At 73.3% G+C, this 20,038-nt stretch carries 21 protein-coding genes; 18 read left to right on the top strand and 3 right to left on the bottom strand.

Translation table 11 applies throughout. From position 1 onward, the window contains the following. Positions 1–117 precede the first annotated feature (117 nt). The 14 genes from ACIPSC_RS13350 to ACIPSC_RS13285 all read left to right on the top strand — a co-directional run bounded on the left by ACIPSC_RS13350 (position 118) and on the right by ACIPSC_RS13285 (position 13,527). Positions 118–1,074, top strand: a complete 957-nt coding sequence (locus ACIPSC_RS13350) for a carbon-nitrogen hydrolase family protein (protein WP_400825408.1) — start codon at positions 118–120, stop codon at positions 1,072–1,074. A gap of 22 nt (positions 1,075–1,096) precedes the next feature. Then, positions 1,097–2,026: a carbon-nitrogen hydrolase family protein gene (locus ACIPSC_RS13345; RefSeq protein WP_400825407.1), complete on the top strand. Its 930-nt coding sequence runs from the start codon at positions 1,097–1,099 to the stop codon at positions 2,024–2,026. 6 nt (positions 2,027–2,032) lie between these two features. Further along, positions 2,033–2,656, top strand: a complete 624-nt coding sequence (locus ACIPSC_RS13340) for a hypothetical protein (protein ID WP_400825404.1) — start codon at positions 2,033–2,035, stop codon at positions 2,654–2,656. A 73-nt stretch (positions 2,657–2,729) separates the two neighbouring features. After that, on the top strand, positions 2,730–2,969 hold the full coding sequence (locus ACIPSC_RS13335; protein WP_238862021.1) for a ferredoxin: 240 nt from the start codon (positions 2,730–2,732) through the stop codon (positions 2,967–2,969). Then, positions 2,966–3,598, top strand: a complete 633-nt coding sequence (locus tag ACIPSC_RS13330; protein ID WP_400825403.1) for an NADPH-dependent FMN reductase — start codon at positions 2,966–2,968, stop codon at positions 3,596–3,598. Before ACIPSC_RS13335 ends, ACIPSC_RS13330 begins: the two co-directional genes overlap by 4 nt. A gap of 78 nt (positions 3,599–3,676) precedes the next feature. Further along, a complete protein-coding gene (locus tag ACIPSC_RS13325) occupies positions 3,677–4,276 on the top strand; it encodes a hypothetical protein (protein ID WP_400825402.1) in 600 nt (199 codons plus the stop codon). Then, on the top strand, positions 4,273–4,872 hold the full coding sequence (locus ACIPSC_RS13320) for a class I SAM-dependent methyltransferase (protein ID WP_400825401.1): 600 nt from the start codon (positions 4,273–4,275) through the stop codon (positions 4,870–4,872). Before ACIPSC_RS13325 ends, ACIPSC_RS13320 begins: the two co-directional genes overlap by 4 nt. 153 nt (positions 4,873–5,025) lie before the next feature. Next, a complete protein-coding gene (locus ACIPSC_RS13315) occupies positions 5,026–6,735 on the top strand; it encodes a DHA2 family efflux MFS transporter permease subunit (RefSeq protein ID WP_400825399.1) in 1,710 nt (569 codons plus the stop codon). Positions 6,736–6,814: 79 nt separating this feature from the next. Further along, the gene (locus ACIPSC_RS13310; RefSeq protein ID WP_400825398.1) at positions 6,815–7,516 is read left to right on the top strand and encodes a hypothetical protein; all 702 of its coding nucleotides are present in this window, start codon (positions 6,815–6,817) and stop codon (positions 7,514–7,516) included. A 137-nt stretch (positions 7,517–7,653) separates the two neighbouring features. After that, entirely contained in the window at positions 7,654–8,442 is a 789-nt protein-coding gene (locus ACIPSC_RS13305; protein WP_400825397.1) for a DNA alkylation repair protein, read from the top strand. A 72-nt stretch (positions 8,443–8,514) separates the two neighbouring features. Continuing rightward, positions 8,515–10,632, top strand: a complete 2,118-nt coding sequence (locus ACIPSC_RS13300; RefSeq protein WP_400825396.1) for a molybdopterin-dependent oxidoreductase — start codon at positions 8,515–8,517, stop codon at positions 10,630–10,632. 176 nt (positions 10,633–10,808) lie between these two features. After that, positions 10,809–11,375, top strand: coding sequence for a TetR/AcrR family transcriptional regulator (locus tag ACIPSC_RS13295; protein ID WP_400825395.1), 567 nt, complete (start codon positions 10,809–10,811; stop codon positions 11,373–11,375). Between the two features lie 251 nt (positions 11,376–11,626). Continuing rightward, positions 11,627–12,070: an SRPBCC family protein gene (locus tag ACIPSC_RS13290; protein ID WP_400825393.1), complete on the top strand. Its 444-nt coding sequence runs from the start codon at positions 11,627–11,629 to the stop codon at positions 12,068–12,070. A 95-nt stretch (positions 12,071–12,165) separates the two neighbouring features. Next, positions 12,166–13,527 carry a carotenoid oxygenase family protein gene (locus tag ACIPSC_RS13285; protein WP_400825392.1) on the top strand — a complete coding sequence of 454 codons (1,362 nt, stop codon included), beginning with the start codon at positions 12,166–12,168 and terminating at the stop codon, positions 13,525–13,527. A 148-nt stretch (positions 13,528–13,675) separates the two neighbouring features. On the opposite strand, the gene ACIPSC_RS13280 is transcribed toward ACIPSC_RS13285, so the two are convergent. Continuing rightward, complete coding sequence (locus ACIPSC_RS13280) at positions 13,676–14,296, bottom strand: TetR family transcriptional regulator (RefSeq protein ID WP_400825534.1); 621 nt, start codon at positions 14,294–14,296, stop codon at positions 13,676–13,678. 113 nt (positions 14,297–14,409) lie between these two features. Between ACIPSC_RS13280 and ACIPSC_RS13275 the strand changes: the two genes are divergently transcribed. Further along, positions 14,410–15,357: an oxidoreductase gene (locus ACIPSC_RS13275; protein ID WP_400825391.1), complete on the top strand. Its 948-nt coding sequence runs from the start codon at positions 14,410–14,412 to the stop codon at positions 15,355–15,357. A gap of 116 nt (positions 15,358–15,473) precedes the next feature. Next, positions 15,474–16,088, top strand: a complete 615-nt coding sequence (locus ACIPSC_RS13270) for a hypothetical protein (RefSeq protein WP_400825389.1) — start codon at positions 15,474–15,476, stop codon at positions 16,086–16,088. A gap of 50 nt (positions 16,089–16,138) precedes the next feature. Here ACIPSC_RS13270 and ACIPSC_RS13265 read toward each other — a convergent pair whose 3' ends face one another. After that, on the bottom strand, positions 16,139–17,056 hold the full coding sequence (locus tag ACIPSC_RS13265; RefSeq protein ID WP_400825387.1) for a hypothetical protein: 918 nt from the start codon (positions 17,054–17,056) through the stop codon (positions 16,139–16,141). Positions 17,057–17,236: 180 nt separating this feature from the next. Between ACIPSC_RS13265 and ACIPSC_RS13260 the strand changes: the two genes are divergently transcribed. Continuing rightward, positions 17,237–17,776 (top strand): ArsR/SmtB family transcription factor, encoded by a 540-nt coding sequence (locus tag ACIPSC_RS13260; RefSeq protein WP_400825386.1) that lies wholly within the window; start codon positions 17,237–17,239, stop codon positions 17,774–17,776. Positions 17,777–17,793: 17 nt separating this feature from the next. After that, a complete protein-coding gene (locus tag ACIPSC_RS13255; protein WP_400825532.1) occupies positions 17,794–19,059 on the top strand; it encodes an MFS transporter in 1,266 nt (421 codons plus the stop codon). A 185-nt stretch (positions 19,060–19,244) separates the two neighbouring features. Here ACIPSC_RS13255 and ACIPSC_RS13250 read toward each other — a convergent pair whose 3' ends face one another. Beyond that, on the bottom strand, positions 19,245–19,676 hold the full coding sequence (locus ACIPSC_RS13250; RefSeq protein WP_400825385.1) for a hypothetical protein: 432 nt from the start codon (positions 19,674–19,676) through the stop codon (positions 19,245–19,247). Positions 19,677–20,038 lie beyond the last annotated feature (362 nt).

Raw genomic sequence — 20,038 nt, 5'->3', positions numbered from 1 at the left:
AGTTTATCTTCTAGTGAGTGTCCGCCGGCCACGGGCGGGGGGGGGGGCCCGCCCCCGTGCGGGCACCGCGCCCGGCCCGCCGTCCCGACCGCACCCGACACCGGAAGGAGCACGACCATGCCCACCGCAGACCTTCGCCGGTACCGGGTCGGCGTCGTCCAGCTGTCCGTCGCCACCAACCGCCGGGCGGAGAACCTGGAGCGGGCCGAGAAGCTGGTGCGCGCCGCGGCCGACGACGACTGCCGACTCGTCGTCCTGCCCGAGGTGTTCGCCACCGCACTGAACCTGCCGAAGAGCCACGAGATCGCCGAGCCGGTGCCCGGCCCGCTCACCGAGTGGCTGGCCGGCCTGGCCCGCGAGCTCGGCATCTGGATCGCCGCCGGCGTGCTGGAGCGCTCCGGCGAGCACGTGCACAGCACCGCCGTGCTGCTGGACGACACCGGGGAGCTCGCCGGCACCGCGCGGCGCACCATGGTGTACGACCTGGAGGCGCACTTCATCACCGGCGTCACCGGCGCCCGCGTCTTCGACACCCCGCTCGGCCGGATCGGCTTCGCGCTCGGCTACGACGTGCAGTTCCCCGAGGTGCTGCGCGGCCTGTTCGCGGACTCGGCGGAGATCATCGTCGCGCCCTCGGTGCTGCTGCGGCCGTTCGCCGAACCGGTGCGCCAGATGCTGCTCGCCCGGGCCGCGGAGAACTGCGCGTACGTGCTGTTCGCCAGCGCCACCGGCGAGAACACCCTGGCCGGCCTCACCTACATGGGCCGCAGCGCGATCCTGCGCAGTCCGCTGGCGATCGGCGCCTACTCGCGGGACTTCCGCAAGCAGCAGCCGGTGCTCGCCGAGGCGGACCGTGAGGAGGTGCTGCTCACCGCCGACCTGGACCTGCACGAGCTGCGCCGGATGCGCGAGGCCGCACCGTTCGCCGCCGACTTCCGCCGCTCGCCGCTGGGCCTGGCGCTGACCGCCGCCACCCACCCGGACGGGCCGCTGCCCGACTGGGCCGCGGCGGCCGGGCAGGACCCGGACGACGCGTCGGCCCCGGACACCCCGGACACGCCGGACACCCCGTAAGCCCCGGATGGAGCCTGACCTGATGACCGACCGCACGCTCGCCACCAGCCGGCCCAGGGTCGCGCTGATCCAGACCCTCTGGGACCACGACCCCGAGGTCAACCTGGCCCGCACGCTCGCCCTGCTGGACACCGTCCAGGACGTCGAGCTGATCATCCTGCCGGAGTTCTTCCTCGGCCCGCCGTTCTACTTCCCCGGCCGCGCCCACCTGAAGGGCGTCATCGACCAGCCGGTGCCGGGCCCGGTCTTCGACCGGCTCGGCGAGGTGGCCCGGGCCAAGGGCTGCTACCTGCTCTGCGGCACGGTCGTCGAGCGGGAGGGCGACCACTACTACAACACCTCGGTGCTGCTGGACGACCAGGGCCGGATCGCCGCCAAGGCCCGCAAGACCCACCGGTTCGCCGCCGAGATGGTCACCGTCTCGCCCAGCGACGAACTCGTCATCGTGGACACGCCGTTCGGGCGGCTGGGCATCTGCGTCTGCTCCGACTTCTGGATCCCCGAGGTGCCGCGGACGCTCGCCATGCGCGGCGCCGAGATCATCGCGGTGCCCGGCGCGGCGCTGCGCGGCAACATCCAGATCACCCGGCCGTGCATCCAGGCCAACTCCTCCTTCAACGTCTGCTACACCCTGCTGGCCAGCGCCGTCGGCGAGGTCACCGGCGAGCGGGCCGGCCGGCAGGTGTCCATCTCGGTGGCCGGCCACAGCACCGTCGCCGCTCCCGAGCAGCTGGTCGGCTCGCTGGACGAGGAGGAGGGCGTGCTGATCGCCGAGCTCGACCTCGACCGGGTGCGCGACCTGCGCGAGGTCGACCTCTCGTTCCGCAAGAGCCTCTACTTCTGCCTGCACGGCCGCCGCCCCGAGCTCTACCAGGACCTGCTGAAGCCCTACGCCGGCCACCAGGACCTGGAGACCCTGATCACGGACTACCTGACCGCCCGACGGAGCTGATTCGCCATGGCACCCAGCCTGTTGTTCCCCGCCGCCGAGTACCTGCCGACCGGGACGGCTCGCGAGCCCGCGCTCAAGGAGGTCCTCGACTGGGCCGACCGGGCGGCCGACACCACCACCGACGACGCGCTGCTCTCCTTCTTCGGCCAGCCGCTGGACGGCCGCACCCTGCGGCTGACCGGCCTGCACCACGTCGCCGTCTACCTGGGCGACTACCGGCGCGAGGAGGAGTTCGAGGCCTGGCTGGAGACCGTCCGGGAGCACCCGGGCCTCAGCCGTGTCTCCTCCGGCCCCTCGCACATCGCCCCGCGGGTGCACGGCACCCCCGGCCACTGGATCAACCTGACCACCGAGCACGGTACCGAGGTGGAGTTCTTCACCTGCCGCGCCTACGGCGAGTGGGCCGGCCTGCCGGCCGACCGCAAGCGCTCGCTGATGTCGCACCTGGGGCTGAGCGTCGACACCGCGGACCAGGTCCGCCGGGTGCTCGACTACCTGGCCGGCTTCGACAGCGTCGAGCTGCTGGCGTACGCGCCGGAGGACGAGCTCGGCCACACCTACGGCCACCTGTTGCGCACCGACACCGAGCGGGTCCTGGAGCTGGTCCACGCGGGACGGAGTCACGCATGAGCGAGCGCAGCGAGCTCATCATCAAGAGGTGCGCGTTCCGCGAAGGGGCCGCCGAGCGGAGCGAGGTGGGCGCATGAGCGGGTTTCCCGTGCCGGCCAGGCTGCCGGACAACGTGCCCGGGCGGTTCTTCGTCAACGCCGAGTGCACCGACTGCGACACCTGCCGGTGCATCGCGCCCGACTCCTTCGTCCGCAACGACCAGGCCGGCTACACCTACGTGGCCCGCCAGCCGGTCGACGAGGACGAGGAGGAGCTGGTCTACGAGGCGATGGACTGCTGCCCGGCGGACGCCATCTGCGAGGAGGACGCGTGAGCGCCGCCCCGCCCCGGATCCTCGGCCTGGGCGGCTCCCTGCGCCCCGGCTCGACCAGCCAGCTGCTGCTTCGCCGCGCCGTCTCCCTGCTGGAGGCGGACGGCTGCCGGACGTCCCTGCTGGACCTGCGCGAGCTGGACCTGCCGTTCTGCAACGGCGACAAGCAGGACCCGTGGCCGAGCCGCCCGGACGTCAAGCTGCTGCGGGAGGAGTTCCGCGCCGCCGACGGCGTCATCCTGGCCGGCCCGGAGTACCACGGGACGATCGGCGGGGCCCTGAAGAACGCGCTCGACCTGCTGGACTTCGAGCACGTCGAGGGGAAGGTCTTCGGCGCCATCTGCGCGCTCGGCGGCCGCAGCAACTCCAACGCCCTCAACCACCTGCGCCTGGTGGTCCGCTGGTACCGGGCCTGGATGGTGCCCGAGCAGGTCGCCGTCCCGCAGGCCCGCAGTGCCATGCCGGGCGGCGAGCCGGCCGATCCCGAGCTCGGGGCCCGGGTGGACGAGCTGGCCCGGAGCGTGGCCAGGGCGGCGGCGCTGCTGCGGCCCCGCACCGACGGCCCGGGAGCGGAGCTGCCCGGTCCGGAATCCACCCTGAACGTGTCCAGGACAGTCAAACGCGAACACTGACCCGTTGGTAGCGTCACCCCTGTGAATAGGCCGCAGACATTGGGCGGGCAATTCCAGGGGACCGGAGAATGGTTCCCGGTGCTCCCCCGACCACTTCTCGTGATCAGCCTCCGGCATCCGGCGAACGGAACTCCGCGGGAGGCGACCTGGCTTCGCCTCACCGCATTCCTGTTCAATCGCGGGATTTCCGACGACCGCACCGTCGGCATCGAAATCCTGTACGACGACCCGGAGTCCACGGCGCCCGACCGCCGGCGTTTCGACGCCTGCCTGTCGGTGCCCCGGGACCGGGTCGCCGGGCTGTCCCTGCTCGATCCGCGCCGGGACAGCCTGGGCATCCGCGTGCTGCCCGTCCTGAGCGAGCGGCTGATGCTCTGGCAGGGCGGTTCGGCCCAGGCCGAACCGCCCGTCCGCCACCGCCACGTCACCCCGGCGGCCGGCCTCGAACTGCGCGCCAACTGGCCGCGCTACGAGGTCTACCGGGGCTCGCCGGTGCTGACGCCCGGGCGCCCCGAGGTGGTCGGCTGGTACGCCACCGCGACCCCCTCGGCCACCGCCCTCGGCGGCACCGTGGGCGGCCCGGGCGGCGGCCACCTCCCCCCGCGCACGCCGGCCGGCGTGCCCCGCCGACCGCACGGTGCGGTCCGGCGCGCCTCCGGAAGGGGTCTACGACCATGACCACCACGACCACCCTGGACTGGGACCGGGCCTACAAGGCCGGGGACCACCACCAGTACTGGGAGCTCAGCGCCCCCTCCCCCGACCTGGTCGGATTCCTCGCCGCCACCCCGCCCGCCCCCGGCGCCCGCGCCCTCGACCTCGGCTGCGGCACCGGCTGGGACACCGTCGCGCTGGCCCGCGCCGGCTACCGCGCCACCGGCGTGGACATCAGCGCCGAGGCGGTCTCGCTCGCCGGCGAGCGGGTCGCCGGGCTCGGCCTGGAGGTCGAGCTGCGGGTCGGCGACGTCCGTGAACTCGACCTGCCCGACGAGGAGTTCGACCTGCTGGTGGACCGCGGCTGCTTCCACCACCTGGGCCCGGAGGACCGCGACCGCTACGCGGCCGAGGTGGCCCGGCTGCTCCACCCGGGCGGCCTGCTGTACCTGCGCGGCAGCCGCCAGGAGATGTTCCCGTTCAAGCCGGTGGACGCGCCCTCGATCGAGCGCCACTTCCCGGCCGACCTGTTCAGCAGCGGCCCGCTGCTGCCCTTCCAGCTCCACACCGACGTGCTCAAGGTCGACGCCAACGCGGTGCTCCTGCGGCGCGCCGACTGACCCCGTCCCGTCCGTCCCATTCGCGGCCTCACCGCCGCGACCGCTCCGCGCCGGCCCTGCCGAGCCGGCGGACATTCCGCGCTTCCCCATTCCCGAAGCCCGGTGCCCGCATTCCGGCCGACGGCTTCCGGCGCTCCAAGAAATGAGCCACCTATGCCCGACCGGCAGACCGGGGACAAAAGTCCCTGGCTGATTCTCGGCGTGCTCAGCATGGGCTTCTTCATGACGCTGCTCGACATGACGATCGTCAATATCGCGCTGCCCCATGTGATGTCCGGCCTGCACGCGTCCCTCGACGAGGGTCTGTGGGTCTTCAGCGCCTACATCCTCGGCTACGCCACCCTGCTCGTCGTCGCCGGCCGCCTCGGCGACCTCTTCGGACCCCGCCGGGTCTACCTCTACGGCCTGGCGCTGTTCGTGGCCGCCTCCTGCCTGTGCGGGGTGGCGCCCAACGCCGGCGTCCTGATCGGCGCCCGCTTCGCCCAGGGCGTCGGCGGCGCGATGCTCGCCCCGCAGATCCTCCCGATCGTCACCATGGTCTTCCCGCCGTCCAAGTGGGGTGCGGCCTTCGGCTTCACCGGCGCGCTCTCCGGGCTCGCGGTGCTGACCGGCCCGACGCTGGGCGGGGTCATCGTCAGCTACCTGGACTGGCGCTGGATCTTCTACCTCAACCTGCCGATCGGCCTCGCCACCGCCTACCTGGTGCTCAAGCACGTCCACGACTACCGGCCCGGCAAGCGGCAGCCGCTCGCCCTGGTGCCGACCGCGCTGCTCATCCTCGGCCTCAGCGCACTGGCCTTCGGGCTGATCGAGGGCGAGCGGCTGGACTGGGACGTCACCGCCTGGGCCTCGATCACCGCCGGCCTGCTGATCCTGGTCTACTTCGGCTTCGACCAGCGGCGGCACCAGCGCTCCGGCCCGCTGCTCCCCTTCGACCTGCTGAAGCTGCGCAACTTCGCCTCGGCCAACATCGTCGCCGCGGTCATGGGCTTCTCGATGCTCGGGGCCTTCCTGCCGATCTCGCTCTACCTGCAGACCGTGCTCGGGATGACCCCGCTGCGGGCCGGCTTCACCATCGCGGTGATGCCGCTCACCTCGGCGCTGGTCGCCGGCATCGGCGGCAAGCTCTCCGACCGTGGCTCGGGCAAGGCGGTCATCCTCACCGGGCTGGCCTGCTTCACCGCCGGCCTCGGCTCGTTCATCCTGGTCACCGGGACGGACACCGGCACCCTCGACCTGATCGGCCCGTTCCTGCTGGCCGGCCTCGGGATGGGCCTGGTCTTCTCCCCGCTGTTCAGCGTCGGGATGCGGCAGGTCCCGCCGCCGCAGGCCGGGGTGGCGTCCGGGCTGGTCAACACCTCGCAGGAGGTCGGCGGGCTGCTGGCCAGCGCGGCGATCGGCGCCGTCCTCTCGATGCGGCTCACCAGCGGGCTGCGCAGCTGGGTGAACGACCAGGCCGCGGCGCTGCCCGCGGAGGCGCGGGAGGGCTTCAAGCAGGCCTTCGCGCCGCTCACCGACGGCGCCGTGAAGATCGGCAGCGGCGGCCCGCCGCCCGCCATGGCCGGCGCCGACCCGGCGCAGGCCGCCAAGGTGCAGGACGCCTTCGCGGACGCCTTCACCAGCGCCATGCACAGCGGGCTCCTGCTGCCGGTGGGCCTGCTGGCGCTCGGCTGGGTGACCGCCCTGCTGCTGATCCGCGACGTTCCCGCACCGACCTTCGGGCCGCCGAAGCCTCCCCCCGCCAGGACCACGGCCAGCGCCCCGGCGGCCGAGAAGTCGGCGCCGGCCAAGCAGCCCGAGAGCGCCGGGAAGGCCGAGAAGACCGGACCGGCCGGACCGGCCCAGCAGCCCGGAACGGCCTGACGGCCGGCCCACCGGCGGCACCGCGCCGCCCCCGGAACCATCTCCGCACCTGTAGTCACCAGAACCAAGGAGTCATCCGATGTCCCAGTCCCCCGTGGTGCTGTCCACCCACATGATGGCGACGTACATGGTCAAGCCCGGCTGCGCCGAGCAGGCCCGTGACATCATCGCCAAGCACTGGCCCACCCTGAAGGCCCACGGGCTGGTCACCGACGAGCCCGCGACCGTGTACCACAGCGAGAGTGAGCACGGCCCGGTGTTCTTCGAGATCGTCACCTGGGTGGACGAGAACGCGGTCAGCCGCGCCTTCAACACACCCGAGGTGAACGCGATCTGGCAGGAGATGGCGGCCATCACCGAGGCCCGCGAGGGCCGGCCGCCGGTCGACTACCCGATCGTCCACCGGATGGGCTACCACCAGGACGAGCCCGACCTCCCGGAGGAGGACGCCTACACCGGGCTCGCCCACTACCTGGTCCGCCCGGACAAGGTCGCCGAGTTCCACGAGCTGATGGCCCGCGACTGGCCGACCCTGCGGGACGAGAAGCTCACCACCGGCGACCGCGCGGTCGTCTACTTCGGCGAGGACGCCACCGGCCCGTTCTTCCTGGAGATCGTCCGCTGGTACGACCAGCAGGGCCCCAGCATCGCCTACCGCAACGACAAGGTCAGCGCGATCTGGCAGGACGTCTTCCGCTACACCGAGGGCCGCAGCGGCCGCCCGGCCTCCGAGTACCTGTGGGCGGGCGAGCTCAAGTACCCCTTCCACGACGCCGGCTGACTCGGCGTCCGATCCGTGCGGACGCCCGCGTCCGCACCGAATTGACGTAACGTCAGGGAATCAGAACCACCCGCGTCCGGACGGGTCGGGCCCCAGCGCCCGGCCCGTCCGGCCCCGTCCGACCCGGAGTACCATCGGTGACCCGCAAGCCCCCGCAGTCCCTCGCCGCCCCGCCCGCCCCCGTGCTCGCCGACCGGCTCCGGTCCGAGCTGGAGGACAGCGCCGTGCCCGGCCGGGCCGAAGGCGAGAAGGCCTATCTGAAGAGCGAGTTGGAGCACCTCGGGGTGCCCCTGCCCGCCATGCGCACCCTGGTGCGGAACTTCGTCCGCCGCCACCCCGGCCTCGACCGCGAGACCCTGCTGGAACTCACCGAGGAGCTCTGGGCCCCGCCCGTCCACGAGTCCCGCTCCTGCGCCGCCCTCCTCCTGGAGAACCGCGCCGACCTGCTCGTCCGCGAGGACGTCGTCTACCTGGAGCAGCTGCTGCGCGAGTGCGGGACGTGGGCGCACGTCGACCTGATCGCCCCGAAGGGCGCCGGCGCCCTGCTGCTGCGGCTGCCCGAGACGGGCGAGGACTTCCTGCGCTGGAGCCGGGACGACCACCAGTGGGTGCGGCGCGGCGGCATCCTCTCCTACCTGCTGGCGCTGCGCGACCAGGGCGAATTCCCGCACTACTTCCAGGACTTCGGCGAACTCGCCGACCCGCTGCTGACCGACACCCGGTTCTTCGTGCGCAAGGCGCTCGGCTGGGCGCTGCGCGAGGGCGCCAAGCACCACCCGGAGGAGGTCGCCGGCTGGCTGCGCGAACGGCTGCCGCGGGTCTCCGGGCTCACCCTGCGCGAGGCGATCCGCCCGATCGACGACGAGACCTGCCGGGCGCTGCTGGCGGACCACGCCGTCCACACCGGGCGGCGCCCGCGCAGCTGACCGTCGCCACCGGCCCGTTCTCCGCCCCGCGCCGTCCGCTCCCCGCCCCCGACCCAGACCCCGGAGGACCGCATGACCACGCAGAGTCCCGCCGACCGGCACCGCCGGCCGCTCCCGGTCGTCCAGGTGCTCGCCGAGGACGGCCGGCACCGGACGATCTGCCGGATGTGCCACGGCGGCTGCGGCGCCATCGTGACCGTCGACGGGGGCCACCTCACGGCGATCGAGGGCGACCCGGAGAACCCGAACAACCACGGGTTCCTCTGCGCCAAGGGGCGGGCCTCGCTGGAACACCTCAAGCACCCGGACCGGCTGACCACGCCGCTGCTGCGCACCGGACCGCGCGGCAGCGGCGAGTTCCGCGAGATCGGCTGGGACGAGGCGCTGGACCGGATCGCCGCCGCCCTCGACCGGGCCCGGACCGAGCACGGTCCCGAGTCGGTGGTGCTGGCCCAGGGCACCGACCGCAACTACCAGGAGTGGGTCTTCCGGTTCGCCAACAGCTTCGGCACACCCAATGTGCTCGGGCCGGCGCACGTCTGCTTCTACCCGCGGGTGATGGCCGGCATCCTCACCGCGGGCGGCTTCACCTTCTGCGACTACGAGGGCCGGCCCGACCTGGTGCTGGTCTGGGGCTCCAACAAGGCACTCACCCACGGCGACGGCGTGATCGGCACCCGGCTGCTCGCCGCCGTCCGGGACGGCACCCGGATGATCGTGATCGACCCGCGGCGCACCCAACTGGCCTCGCGCGCCGAGAAGTTCCTCCAGGTCCGGCCCGGCGGGGACGCCGCCCTGGCGCTCGCGATGATCCACACCGTGATCGAGGCCGACGCCTACGACCACGAGTTCGTCGAGAAGTTCACCGTCGGCTTCGAGGACCTCGCCGCCCACGTCGCCGACTACACCCCGGAGGCGGTCGCCGAGCGGACCGGCATACCCGCCGAGGAGATCCGGGCCACCGCCCTCGCGTACGCGGCCGCGCCGAGCGCCGCCATCGAGCTGGGCACCGGTCCGCAGCAGCACCGCGACTCCTTCCACACCTGCCGGGCCGTCCTGCTGCTCTCGGCGATCTGCGGCAACCTCGACCGGCCCGGCGGCGACGTCCTCTGGGACCCGCCCGGCATCGACGGCCGGCGCTCCTTCCCGCGCGCCGAGCTGCTGCCGCCGGAGCAGGCCTCCAAGCGGCTCGGCGGTGACCGGCACCGGATCCTCGCCATGTCGGGCTGGGCGCACCCCGGCTCGGTCTGGGACGCCGCGCTCGACCCGGCAGCCCCGCACCGCGTCACCACGATGCTGGTGCACGGCAGCAACCTGCTGCTCAACTACGCCGACTCCGACCGCATCCGGAAGGCCCTGGAGCGGCTGGACTTCCTCGCCGCGGCCGACCTGAGACTCACCCCGACCACGGCCATGGCCGACGTGGTGCTCCCGGTCGGCGGCTGGCTGGAGCGGGACCAGATCGTCGAGCACGCCCACTACGTCGCGGCCCGGCGGGCCTTCGCCCGGGTCGGCGACAGCCGCTCGGACGAGTGGATCCTCACCGAACTCGCCCACCGGCTGGGCCTGTCCGCCGACTTCTGGCCGGACGCCCGGGAGTCCCTGGACACCCGGCTGGAGCCGATCGGGATGGACTGGCGGCAGCTGGCCGAGCTCCACTACCGGGCCACCCCGCTGGTCTACCACAAGTACCGCGAGCGCGGCTTCGGCACCCGCAGCGGCAAGGTCGGCCTGCGCTGCGACGCCCTCCGGGCCTTCGGCTACCCGCCGCTGCCGGTCGCCGGCCCACCGGTCGGCAGCCCCGAGGACGGCCCCTACCTGCTGACCTCCGCGCACTCGCCGTTCTACTTCAACTCCGAGTTCCGCGACCTGCCCTCGCTGCGCAGCAAGGAGCCCGAACCCCTGCTCGACATGCACCCGGAGGCCGCCGCCCGCGAGGGCCTGGCGGACGGCGACTGGGCCGAACTCGCCACCCGCACCGGGCGGATCCGGCTGCGGGTTCGGGTCACCGACAAGATCGCCCCGGACGTGGTGGTGGCGCCGGCCGCCTGGTGGTACCCCGAGCGCGGCGCCGACGGCGGCTGGCGCGAGGCCAACGTCAACCTGCTGACCACCAACGAGGACGAGAACCCGGAGATGGGCTCGTCCACCTTCCGCGGCCTGCGCTGCACGGTGACCCGCTCGCCCTGAGAGGCTGCCCGGCCCGGCCCGGGCCACGCGGCCCGGGCCGGTGGCACCGCACCGCCCCCCGCCGTGGGGCCGGTCGCCGGGGCCGAGCGTCAATGTTCTGGACCAGCTGGCCGCCGGAGCGCCACCGGAACTGACGGAGGGTTGACTCGCGCCGGTGTGAGTGATTGAGTACTCACATGAAGAACGAACGCCCCCGCCAGTTGTCCACGGCCGAGGAGCGCCGGGAGACGGTGCTCCGCACCGCGATCGGAGCCTTCGCCTCGCGGGGGTATTTCGGCACCACGACCACCGAGGTCGGCAAGGCCGCCGGCATCTCGCAGGCCTACGTCTACCGCCTCTTCCCCAACAAGGAGTCGCTGTTCGTCGCCGTCGTCGAGCACTGCTTCACCCAGGTCCGGGCCAGCCTGGAGGAGGGCGCGGCGCAGGCCGCGAGCAGCGCGCCGGAGGCCGTCCTGCACGCCATGGGGGACGCCTACGCCAAGCTGATCAGCGACAACGACCTGATGCTCGTCCAGCTGCACGCCCAGGCGGCGGCGGTCTCCGAGCCGGCGATCCGGGACGCCGTCCGCACGGGCTACGCCCGCACGGTCGAGTACGTCCGCGGCGCCTCCGGGGGCGACGAGCGGCAGATCCAGGAGTTCTTCGCCACCGGCATGCTCTGCCACCTGCTGGTGTCGATGGCCGCCGAGGAGGTCGACGCACCCTGGACGCGCACCCTGTCGGCCGGGATCACGCACTACTGACGCACCGCAGCGCCACAGCACCGCAGAACCGGGCCCCGAGCCCCCACAGCCACACCCCGCCGCGGCGGGGCGGCGGCCCGCACTCCCCCGGCGGGCCGCCGCCTCGCCCACCTTTTGGCCGCAAGAGTGAGTGGTCAATCACACATTACGATCCGAGCGGTCGCACCCCGCACGGAAATCGGCACGAACAGCGCTTCACGGCCCGGCGCCGCACTCGCCGGCACGCCCGATCCACTGAAGGAGAGCCCGTCATGACCGTCCACACCATCGACGAGAACGCCCCCGCCATCGTCCGCCTGAGCACCACGATCCACGCGCCGCTCGCCGTCGTCTGGTCTCTGCACACCGACATCGACTCCTGGGCCGCCTGGCTCCCGGACGTCGACCGGGCCCGCCTGGACGGCCCGCTCACCCCCGGCGCCTCCTTCCGGTGGCTGACCCACGGCCTGGACATCACCTCCACCGTCCTGGAGCTCGTCCCCGGCCGGCGGATCGTCTGGGGCGGCCCGGCCAACGGCATCGACGGCGTCCACGTCTGGACCTTCGAGGAGACGGACGGCGCGGTGACCGTCCGCACCGAGGAGTCCTGGGCCGGGGCGCCGGTCGAGGCGCAGCCGGCCGAGCTGGAGGCCGCGCTGCGGGCGTCCCTGGAGGCCTGGCTCGACCACCTCAAGACCGCGGCCGAGCGCCGCTGACCCCGCCGCAGGCCCCGCCCGCAGGCCCCTTCACGCCCGCCGCCGGCCCCTCCTCCCGAACCCCGCCGCCCGAACCGACCACCGAGGACTGCGCCATGACCGCCACCGCCAAGCCCTACCTGACCGGCCACTACGCCCCCGTCGCCGACGAGCTCACCGCCACCGGGCTCACCGTCGAGGGCACCCTGCCGCCCGAGCTGGCCGGCCGGCTGGTCCGCAACAGCCACAACCCCAAGCCCGGCATCACCCCCACCCACTGGTTCAAGGGCAGCGGCATGGTGCACGGCATCCGGCTCCGGGAGGGCCGGGCGGAGTGGTACCGCAACCGCTGGGTGGACACCCCCGCCCTCGACGGCGCCCCCTACCTGACCGAGCACGGCCCCGACCTCACCGCCTCCACCGCCGGCACCCACGTCATCGAGCACGGCGGCCGCCTGCTCGCCCTCTGCGAGTCCGCCCTCCCGTTCGAGCTCACCCCCGAGCTGGAGACCGTCGGCGCCTTCGACTGGAACGGCCGCCTCACCTCGGCGATGACCGCCCACCCCAAGGAGGACCCGGCCACCGGCGAACTGCACTTCTTCGCCTCGTCCCCGTTCCCGCCCTACCTGATCCACCACGTCTCCTCCCCCGACGGAACCGTGCTCACCAGCCAGGAGGTCCCCGGCGCGAGCGCCGCGCTGAAGCACGACTTCGCCATCACCGAGAACCACGTGGTCTTCCTGGAGGGCTCGGTCATCTTCGACCCGTCCGAGCACTCGGGCATCCCCTACGCCTGGGACGACGCACAGGCCGCACGGATCGGCGTCATGCCGCGCGGCGCCGACGGCGCGGCGAAGGTCCGCTGGTTCCCGCTCCTGCCCGGCTACGCCATGCACCTGGCCAACGCCTACGAGGACGGCGCCGGCCGGATCGTGGTCGAGGGTCCGAGCGTCGGGCGGGACGGCTGGCAGCGCTCCTGGAACTGGTGGGTCGGCGCGCCCGACCGCGGCGCCGAGCCCAACTCCGGCTCGCGCAGCCGCCGGTGGACGGTCGACCTGACCGCGGGCACCGTCCGGGAGGAACAGACCGACGACCTCACCGTCGAGTTCCCGACCATCAACGACGCCTTCACCGGCCGCGAGCACCGCTACCAGTACGCGCTCTCCTTCCCGGACGACCGCGGCGTCGGCAACCACACCCTGGTCAAGTACGACCGCCGCACCGGCGCCCGGCAGTTGCTGCCGGTCGGCACCGGGCAGCTGCCCAGCGAGGCCGTGTTCGTCCCGGCCGCGGACGCCGCCGACGAGGACGCCGGCTACCTGCTCACCGTCGTCAGCGACCTCAACCTGAACGCCTCGAAGCTGCTGGTGCTGGACGCCTCCGACCTGTCCGTCCCGCCGGTCGCCACCGTCCACCTGCCGCGCCGCGTGCCGGCGATGATCCACGGCTCGTGGATCGCGGACGCCGACCTCGCCTGACCGTTCGCCCTGCGCCCCCTCCCGCGCACTTCGCCTCCGAGCCTTTCGCCTCCGAGCCCGCCTTCGGCCCTACCGCCGAGGCGGGCTCGGCGCATCGGCGGGCTCGGCGCATCGGCGGGTGCCGGCGCGCCTGTCCGGCACCGGCGCGTCAGGAAGCCGGCCCGGCGACCGCGTCCAGCGCCGGGGCGAGCACGGCGAAGGCCTGCTCCAGCAGGGCCGCCGGGTCCTCGGCCCCGTCGCTCCCGCTCCACCGGCGCAGCACCGCGTCGAAGGCGGACAGCGCCATCCCGGCCGCGAGCGGCGGATACATCGCAGTGGCCGGGTCGAGCCCGAGGCGGTGCGCCAGTTCGGCCGCCAGCTCCTCGCGCCACTGCGCCTGCCGCTCCAGGAAGCGGGCCAGCAGTGCGGGCGTCCCGAGGATCAACTGCACCACGCGCAGGGCGCGTTCGGAGGCCCCGCCGCGCCCCGCCCCGTCGGCGCAGGCCGCGACGGAGATCCAGACGGCGTTCCGCAGCGCGAGCGAGGGCCGTTCCCCGGCCGGCCGGGCCGCCAGCTCCGTGCGCATCACGGGGCCGAGGTCGGCCAGCACCTGGACGACCACGTCCTCCTTGGACGCGAAGTACCGGAAGAAGGTCCGCTTCGAGACACCCGCGGCGGCCGCGATCTCGTCGATGGTGACGGCGTCGAACCCCTTCTGGGCCAGCAGTTGCAGGGCCGCCGCGGCCAACTCCTCGGCGACGAGCCGGCGCTTGCGCTCGGCCATGGTCATGGGCGGTTCGGGGCGGGAGGTCACCTGGCTCACCGCGCCATGGTAGCGCGATGCCCCGAGTGGCACTCGGAGGCATGTTGACACCAAGTGCCATACCGGTCAGCATGTGACGCATGACTGAGCCTCAGAAGTGGACCTCCGCACACATCCCGGACCAGACCGGACGGGTCTTCGTCGTCACCGGCGCCAACAGCGGCCTCGGTCTGGCCACCACGCGCGCCCTGGTCCACCGCGGCGCCACCGTCGTCCTCGCGGTGCGCGACGAGCAGAAGGGCCGCCGAGCCGCGCGGGAGCTCACCGCCGAACAGCCGGACGCCCGGCTGGAGGTCCGCCGGCTCGACCTCGCCGACCTCGACTCGGTCCGCGCCTTCGCCCACGGCGTGCGAGCCGACCACCCCCGACTGGACGTCCTGGTCAACAACGCCGGCATCATGGCCCCGCCGCACACGCTCAGCCCGCAGGGCCACGAACTCCAGTTCGCCGCCCACCACCTCGGCCACTTCGCGCTCACCGGACTGCTGCTCGACCTGCTCGCCGCGGGGCGCGATCCGCGGGTCGTCACGGTGACCTCGATCAACCACCGGCGCGCGCGGATCCGCTTCGACGACCTCGACGGCAACCGCGGCTACCGGCCGATGGCCTTCTACAACCAGTCCAAGCTCGCCAACGCCGTCTTCGGCCACGAGCTGCACCTGCGGCTCACCGCGGCGGCCAGCCCGGTGCGCAGCCTGCTGGCCCACCCCGGCTACAGCGCCACCCACATCGTGACCGGCGCACCCACCCCGCTCTACCGCCTGCTGTTCGGCGTCCTCGCCCGGCCGCTCGCCCAGAGTCCGGACCGGGGCGCGCTGCCACAGCTCTACGCGGCCACCCGTCCGGGCGTGCGGAGCGGCGAGTTCATCGGCCCGGACGGCCCGGGCGAGCTGTGCGGCGCCCCGGCCCGGGTGGAGCTTGCGCCCGCCGCCACCGACGCCGCGACGGGCCGCCGGCTCTGGGACCTCTCGGAGCGCCTGACCGGGGTGCGGTTCGGGCTTCCCGCCGTGGGCACGCTCGGCGTGTGAGGCCCGGCGGCAGCGCGCGGGAACCGTTGCCGCTCCCGGGAGCATCGGGGTAGCCGAAGGGGTACGGGGGTTCCGTTCGGCACGGGGAGGGCGAGGCGTTGTCCGGGGGATCGACGGTGTTCTGGCGAGCGCTCACCGTGGGCGGGGCGCTCACCGCCGGCGTCGGCGGAGCGCTGTTCTTCTGGTCCTGGGGCTCACCCCTGGCCGTCCTACCGGTGCTCCCGCTCTGGATCACGGGCGCCGTGGGCCTCGCGGTCGCGGTGGCCGCCTCCCTCGGCGTCCGGGACGGCGACGGCACCCCGCTGCCCACCATCGGCACGGCCCTGCTCATCCTGACACTCTGGGTCGGCGCGGCCACCGCCGACCTCTCCGTCACCGGCGTCCGCGACTGGGTCCGCACCCCGCAGGCGATCACCGCCACCCTCACCGAGTGCCGGCTCGACGGCGCCTTCCACGGCCCCGACACCCCTGGCTCCGAGCACCACAGCTGCGTCTACCACTGGACCTTCCGCGGCGAGCAGCGCAGCGAGCGCCGCGAGGCCGCCGACAGCGCACCCGACGGCCACCGGCAGGAGGTGTGGATGAGCCCGAGCACCGGCGAGATCGCCGACCACCCGCTGCTCGCCCTCGTCGGCTACACCGCGGCCACCCTGGCCGCCGGCGCGATCGTCGCCGTCGGCGGCTGGTTCCGCCTCCGGACGGAGGTTCGTCGCCTGCTACGGCGTGTCTGACAACTCCCGCCGGGCGTGCGACGCCGGGGGCTCCCCGAGGCCGGGTGAGGTCAGCCGTGACAGTGCACCGCGACCAGAACGGCGTCGCCGTCGAGTCCGTCCAGGAACGCGTTCGCGGCCCGCAGGTAGGCGGCGCGGTCGTCCTCCGCTGCCGCGCCCGGCTCCAGCCACGTGCCGTCGGGCCGCAGCAGGGCGTCCCCCGGCACGGCCGCGTCGCGGGCCCGTGCCACGTACTGCTCACGGCTCACCGCGAACTCGCCGGGCCAGTGCCCGAACTCCTCGCTGCCCAGCGCCGCCCGGCACCTTGCCTGGGCGTTGTAGTCCTCCCGCGCGCGGTCGAGCGGATAGCCGCTCCCGTCGGCCCGGTTCCGGGCGAGGAAGTCGCCCCAGGGCCGGGCCTCGGGCAGTCCGTCGACGAGGGCCGTCCACCAGTCGTGGCGTTCGCCCGCTCGGCGCCCCTCGTCCTCGCGCAGCGCATCGAAGTCGAGCAGGGCACGCGGCCCGCCGTCGCAGCGCAGCGCGGCGACCTCGCCCTCCTCGCCGGTGTCTTCGTACTGCACGGTGATCAGCCGCGGGTCGCCGAGCGCGTCCGGGCGGTGCAGGAAGTGGGCCGACCGCGGGCCCCCGATCCGGTAGCCGTCCCACTTCCCGTTGCGGTTGTAGGTGCTCAGGAAGTAGGCGCGGCCCTCGTCGTCGACGTGGAGGTGGTTCTCACTGCCCGGCCGGTAGCCGCGGACGCGGTTGATGGTCTCGGCGACCTGCGGCCACGTCAGGTCGTCCCGATCCGGCAGCTCACCACGGCGCCGGGCGGCCTCGACCCACGCGGTGCCACCCGGGGCGGCGGCCTCGTAGGCCGGGTACTCCGCCACCTCCCGCTCGCTGTCGAACGGGGCGAGCGCCGTCGCGAGCGCGGCGTCGATGCCGCCCGGCGCGGTGGAGGGGAGAACGGCGACGAGGGTGAAGTGCATGGTTCCTTCCCGGGGGTTGCGTCTCTGGTGAGCCGATCATTCCACCGGCCCCCGCGACCGACGGATCCCGGGCGGTCCCGCCGCCGGGCCGGACGAGGCCGGGGCGGGCGGTTGCAGGAGCGAAAGCCTGGCGTCCGAAACCCCTTGACCAATGGTCAAGAAACGTTGACCATTGAGCGCATGCCTACCGACGATCTTCCCGAGACGGTCCACGTCGCCACCGACGAGCAGCTGCGCGCCGTCTCCAATCTCACGCGTCACCGGATCATGGCCGTGCTTCGCTTCGAGCCCGCGACGATCACGCAGATCGCCGAGCGAGTGGGCCTCGCGAAGGGGAGTTCCAGCTACCACGTGCGGCTGCTCGAACGGGCCGGCCTGGTGAAGGTGGTACGGACACGGAAGGTCCGGGGGGTCACCGAGCGGTACTACGCCATGGCCGCGCGGGCGATCGTGCTGCCGGATCGCGGCGAGGGAGAGCCGGATGTGCTGATGCGCCACGCGGTGGCGGACCTGGAGGCAGCGCCGGTGGACGGCGAGCGGCACGTACGGATGGCGCATCTACGGCTCACCGAGGAGCAGTTCGCCGAGCTGGGGGCGCGGCTGCAGGCACTGGCGGACGAGTACCGGGAGCTGTCCGACCCGTCGCTGCCGGACGCGTCACTCGTCTTCGCACTGTTCCACCCGGCGCGGCGCGAGCAGGCCGAGGGGGACGCCAAGTGACCTCGGAACGAAGCAAGTTGCCGACCGGATTCGGTCGGCTGTGGACCGCACAGACGGTATCCTCGCTCGGTGACGGGGTGTCGCACGCCGCGCTGCCGCTGCTCGCACTGACGTTGACGCGGGACCCGATGGCGCTCGCCGTCGTCACGGCCGCCGGAACGCTGCCGTGGCTGCTCTTCGGGGTGCTCGGCGGTGCACTGGTGGACCGCTGGGACCGTCGGCGCACGATGTGGGTCACGGACGCGGCGCGTGCGGTACTGCTCACGACACCGGCGGCAGCGGCCGCGCTCGACGTGCTGAGCATTCCGCTGCTCGCGGCCGTCGCCTTCCTGCTCGGCCTCGGCGGGCTCTTCTTCGACACGGCCGCCACGGCCTATCTGCCGGATCTGCTCGGCCGCGACCCCGCACTCCTGGAGCGCGCCAACTCCCTCCTGCGCGGCACCCAGACCACCGCATCCGGATTCGCGGGGCCGCCTGCCGGCAGTGCCCTGCTCGCGCTCGGGCGGGCGGTCCCGCTGCTCGCCGACGCGGTGTCGTTCGCACTCTCCGCACTGCTCGTCCGGTCGCTGCCTGCTGTGCCCCGGCCCGTACCGCAGGCCCGTGAGTCGCTGCTGCGGCAGGCCCGGGCCGGCGCCGCGTACGTGTTCCGGGATCAGTTGCTGCTCGGGCTCGCGCTGCGTCCGGCGGTCGGGAACATCGCCTTCCTCGCCGTGGAGACCGTACTCGCCCTCTTCGCGCACGATCGCCTCGGCATCGGCACCTTCGGCTTCGGCCTGCTCCTCACGGCGGAGGCCACCGGCGGCCTGCTGGGCGCGGGCATCGCCTCCTTCCTCGGCCGACGTCTCGGCACCGGCACCGCACTGACCTGCACGGCCGCGGTCGAGGGACTCGCCGTCCTGGGCCTCGCCGCCGCCCCGAACCCGTACGTCGCCGGCCTCGCGCTCGCCGTCTGCGGAGCGGCCATGGGCGCCACGATGGTGCTCGGCCCCTCCCTCCGGCAGGCGATCGTCCCCGCCCACCTGATGGGCCGGGTCGCCTCCACCTCCCGCATGCTCGCCATGTGCGCCGCCCCGTTCGGCGCCTTCCTCGGCGGCTGGCTGGCCACCACCTACGACGTGCGCACCCCGCTCTACACCGCCGCCGGCCTCCTCCTCACGATGACCGCCGTCACGTCGACCATGACCGGCAACCGCCGGGTCGAGGCGGCGCTGCACGCAGCCGCCCGGGCCGGTGAGTCGGATCACCGGGAATCCCGGGATCCCGTTCGGTCGGGTGCCGCATAGGCACCTGCCGGCCCTGTCCGGTCGATCGTGTCGGATCAGCGCGCGGTGGACGGACACAGAAGGGCCGGCAGGCACTCTCCGTACCCGCTACCCACCTGAAACAGGGGCCCGGCCGGTCGCACCGACGGGATCGCCGTCGGTACGCCGGGCCGCACTCCACCTCGCGGGCCCCGAAGAGCCGGGCCCTACTCGCGGAACCGGAACAGCCAGGCCTGCGCCTGGTCGTACGCCTCCAGCGGCCGCAGCGCGGTGCGCTGCGGGAAGATGTCCAGCACGCTGAGGTCCAGCGCCAGTTCGTGGCCCTCGACCGGGCCGTCCGGGACGACGATGTTGAACGCGAACCGCTCGGTGGTCTCGCGCAGCGCCCACTCGAACGGCTCGGCGGTGCCACGGACCTGCTGGTTCTCCTCCACCGGGCCGTCCAGGCCGATGTAGCTGCCGTGCCGGAGGTTCTTGATGATCACGTTGCCGTTGGGGACGCCGCTCACCTCCCACTCCTGCTCGCCGGGCTCGCCGGTCGGGGTCAGCAGGACCACGAACTCCTTGGCGGCCTGGAGGGTGAGCAACTGCTCATCGGGCTTGGCGATCGCGTAGACGCCATCGTGCACAGGGGACACGGCCGACTCCACTTCACTGGTGAACGCTGAGGTCGGGGGTGGTGCCGCGCGGGGCGGCACCACCCCCCGACGAAGTGGGTCGATTCAAGCCAAGCGAACGATGCGGGTACAGACCACCCGCCGTCGACCCACCCCAACGAGTAGTCGGCACCGAACGCCCAACCTGATGACGAACACTCGCGCGAGGACCTCGGCCGGGCGGGCCGGGGCGTCGCCCCTTCGGGAGCGCCGGTTCGCCGAGCGGCCGTCCGGCGCGGGAATCGGCCATTCTCCGTGCTCCCGCAACGTGACGACCGACCCTGCGGCAGAGTGAACGGGAAGCCGCGGAGGTCGCCCACAGAGCGCGGAGTCCGAGTCCGTGT

The sequence above is a fragment of the Kitasatospora sp. NPDC090091 genome (genome assembly GCF_044747365.1).
Classification (GTDB): Bacteria; Actinomycetota; Actinomycetes; order Streptomycetales; family Streptomycetaceae; genus Kitasatospora.
Note: the sequence above shows the minus strand (reverse complement) of the source record. Positions and strands in the feature narration are given on the sequence as shown.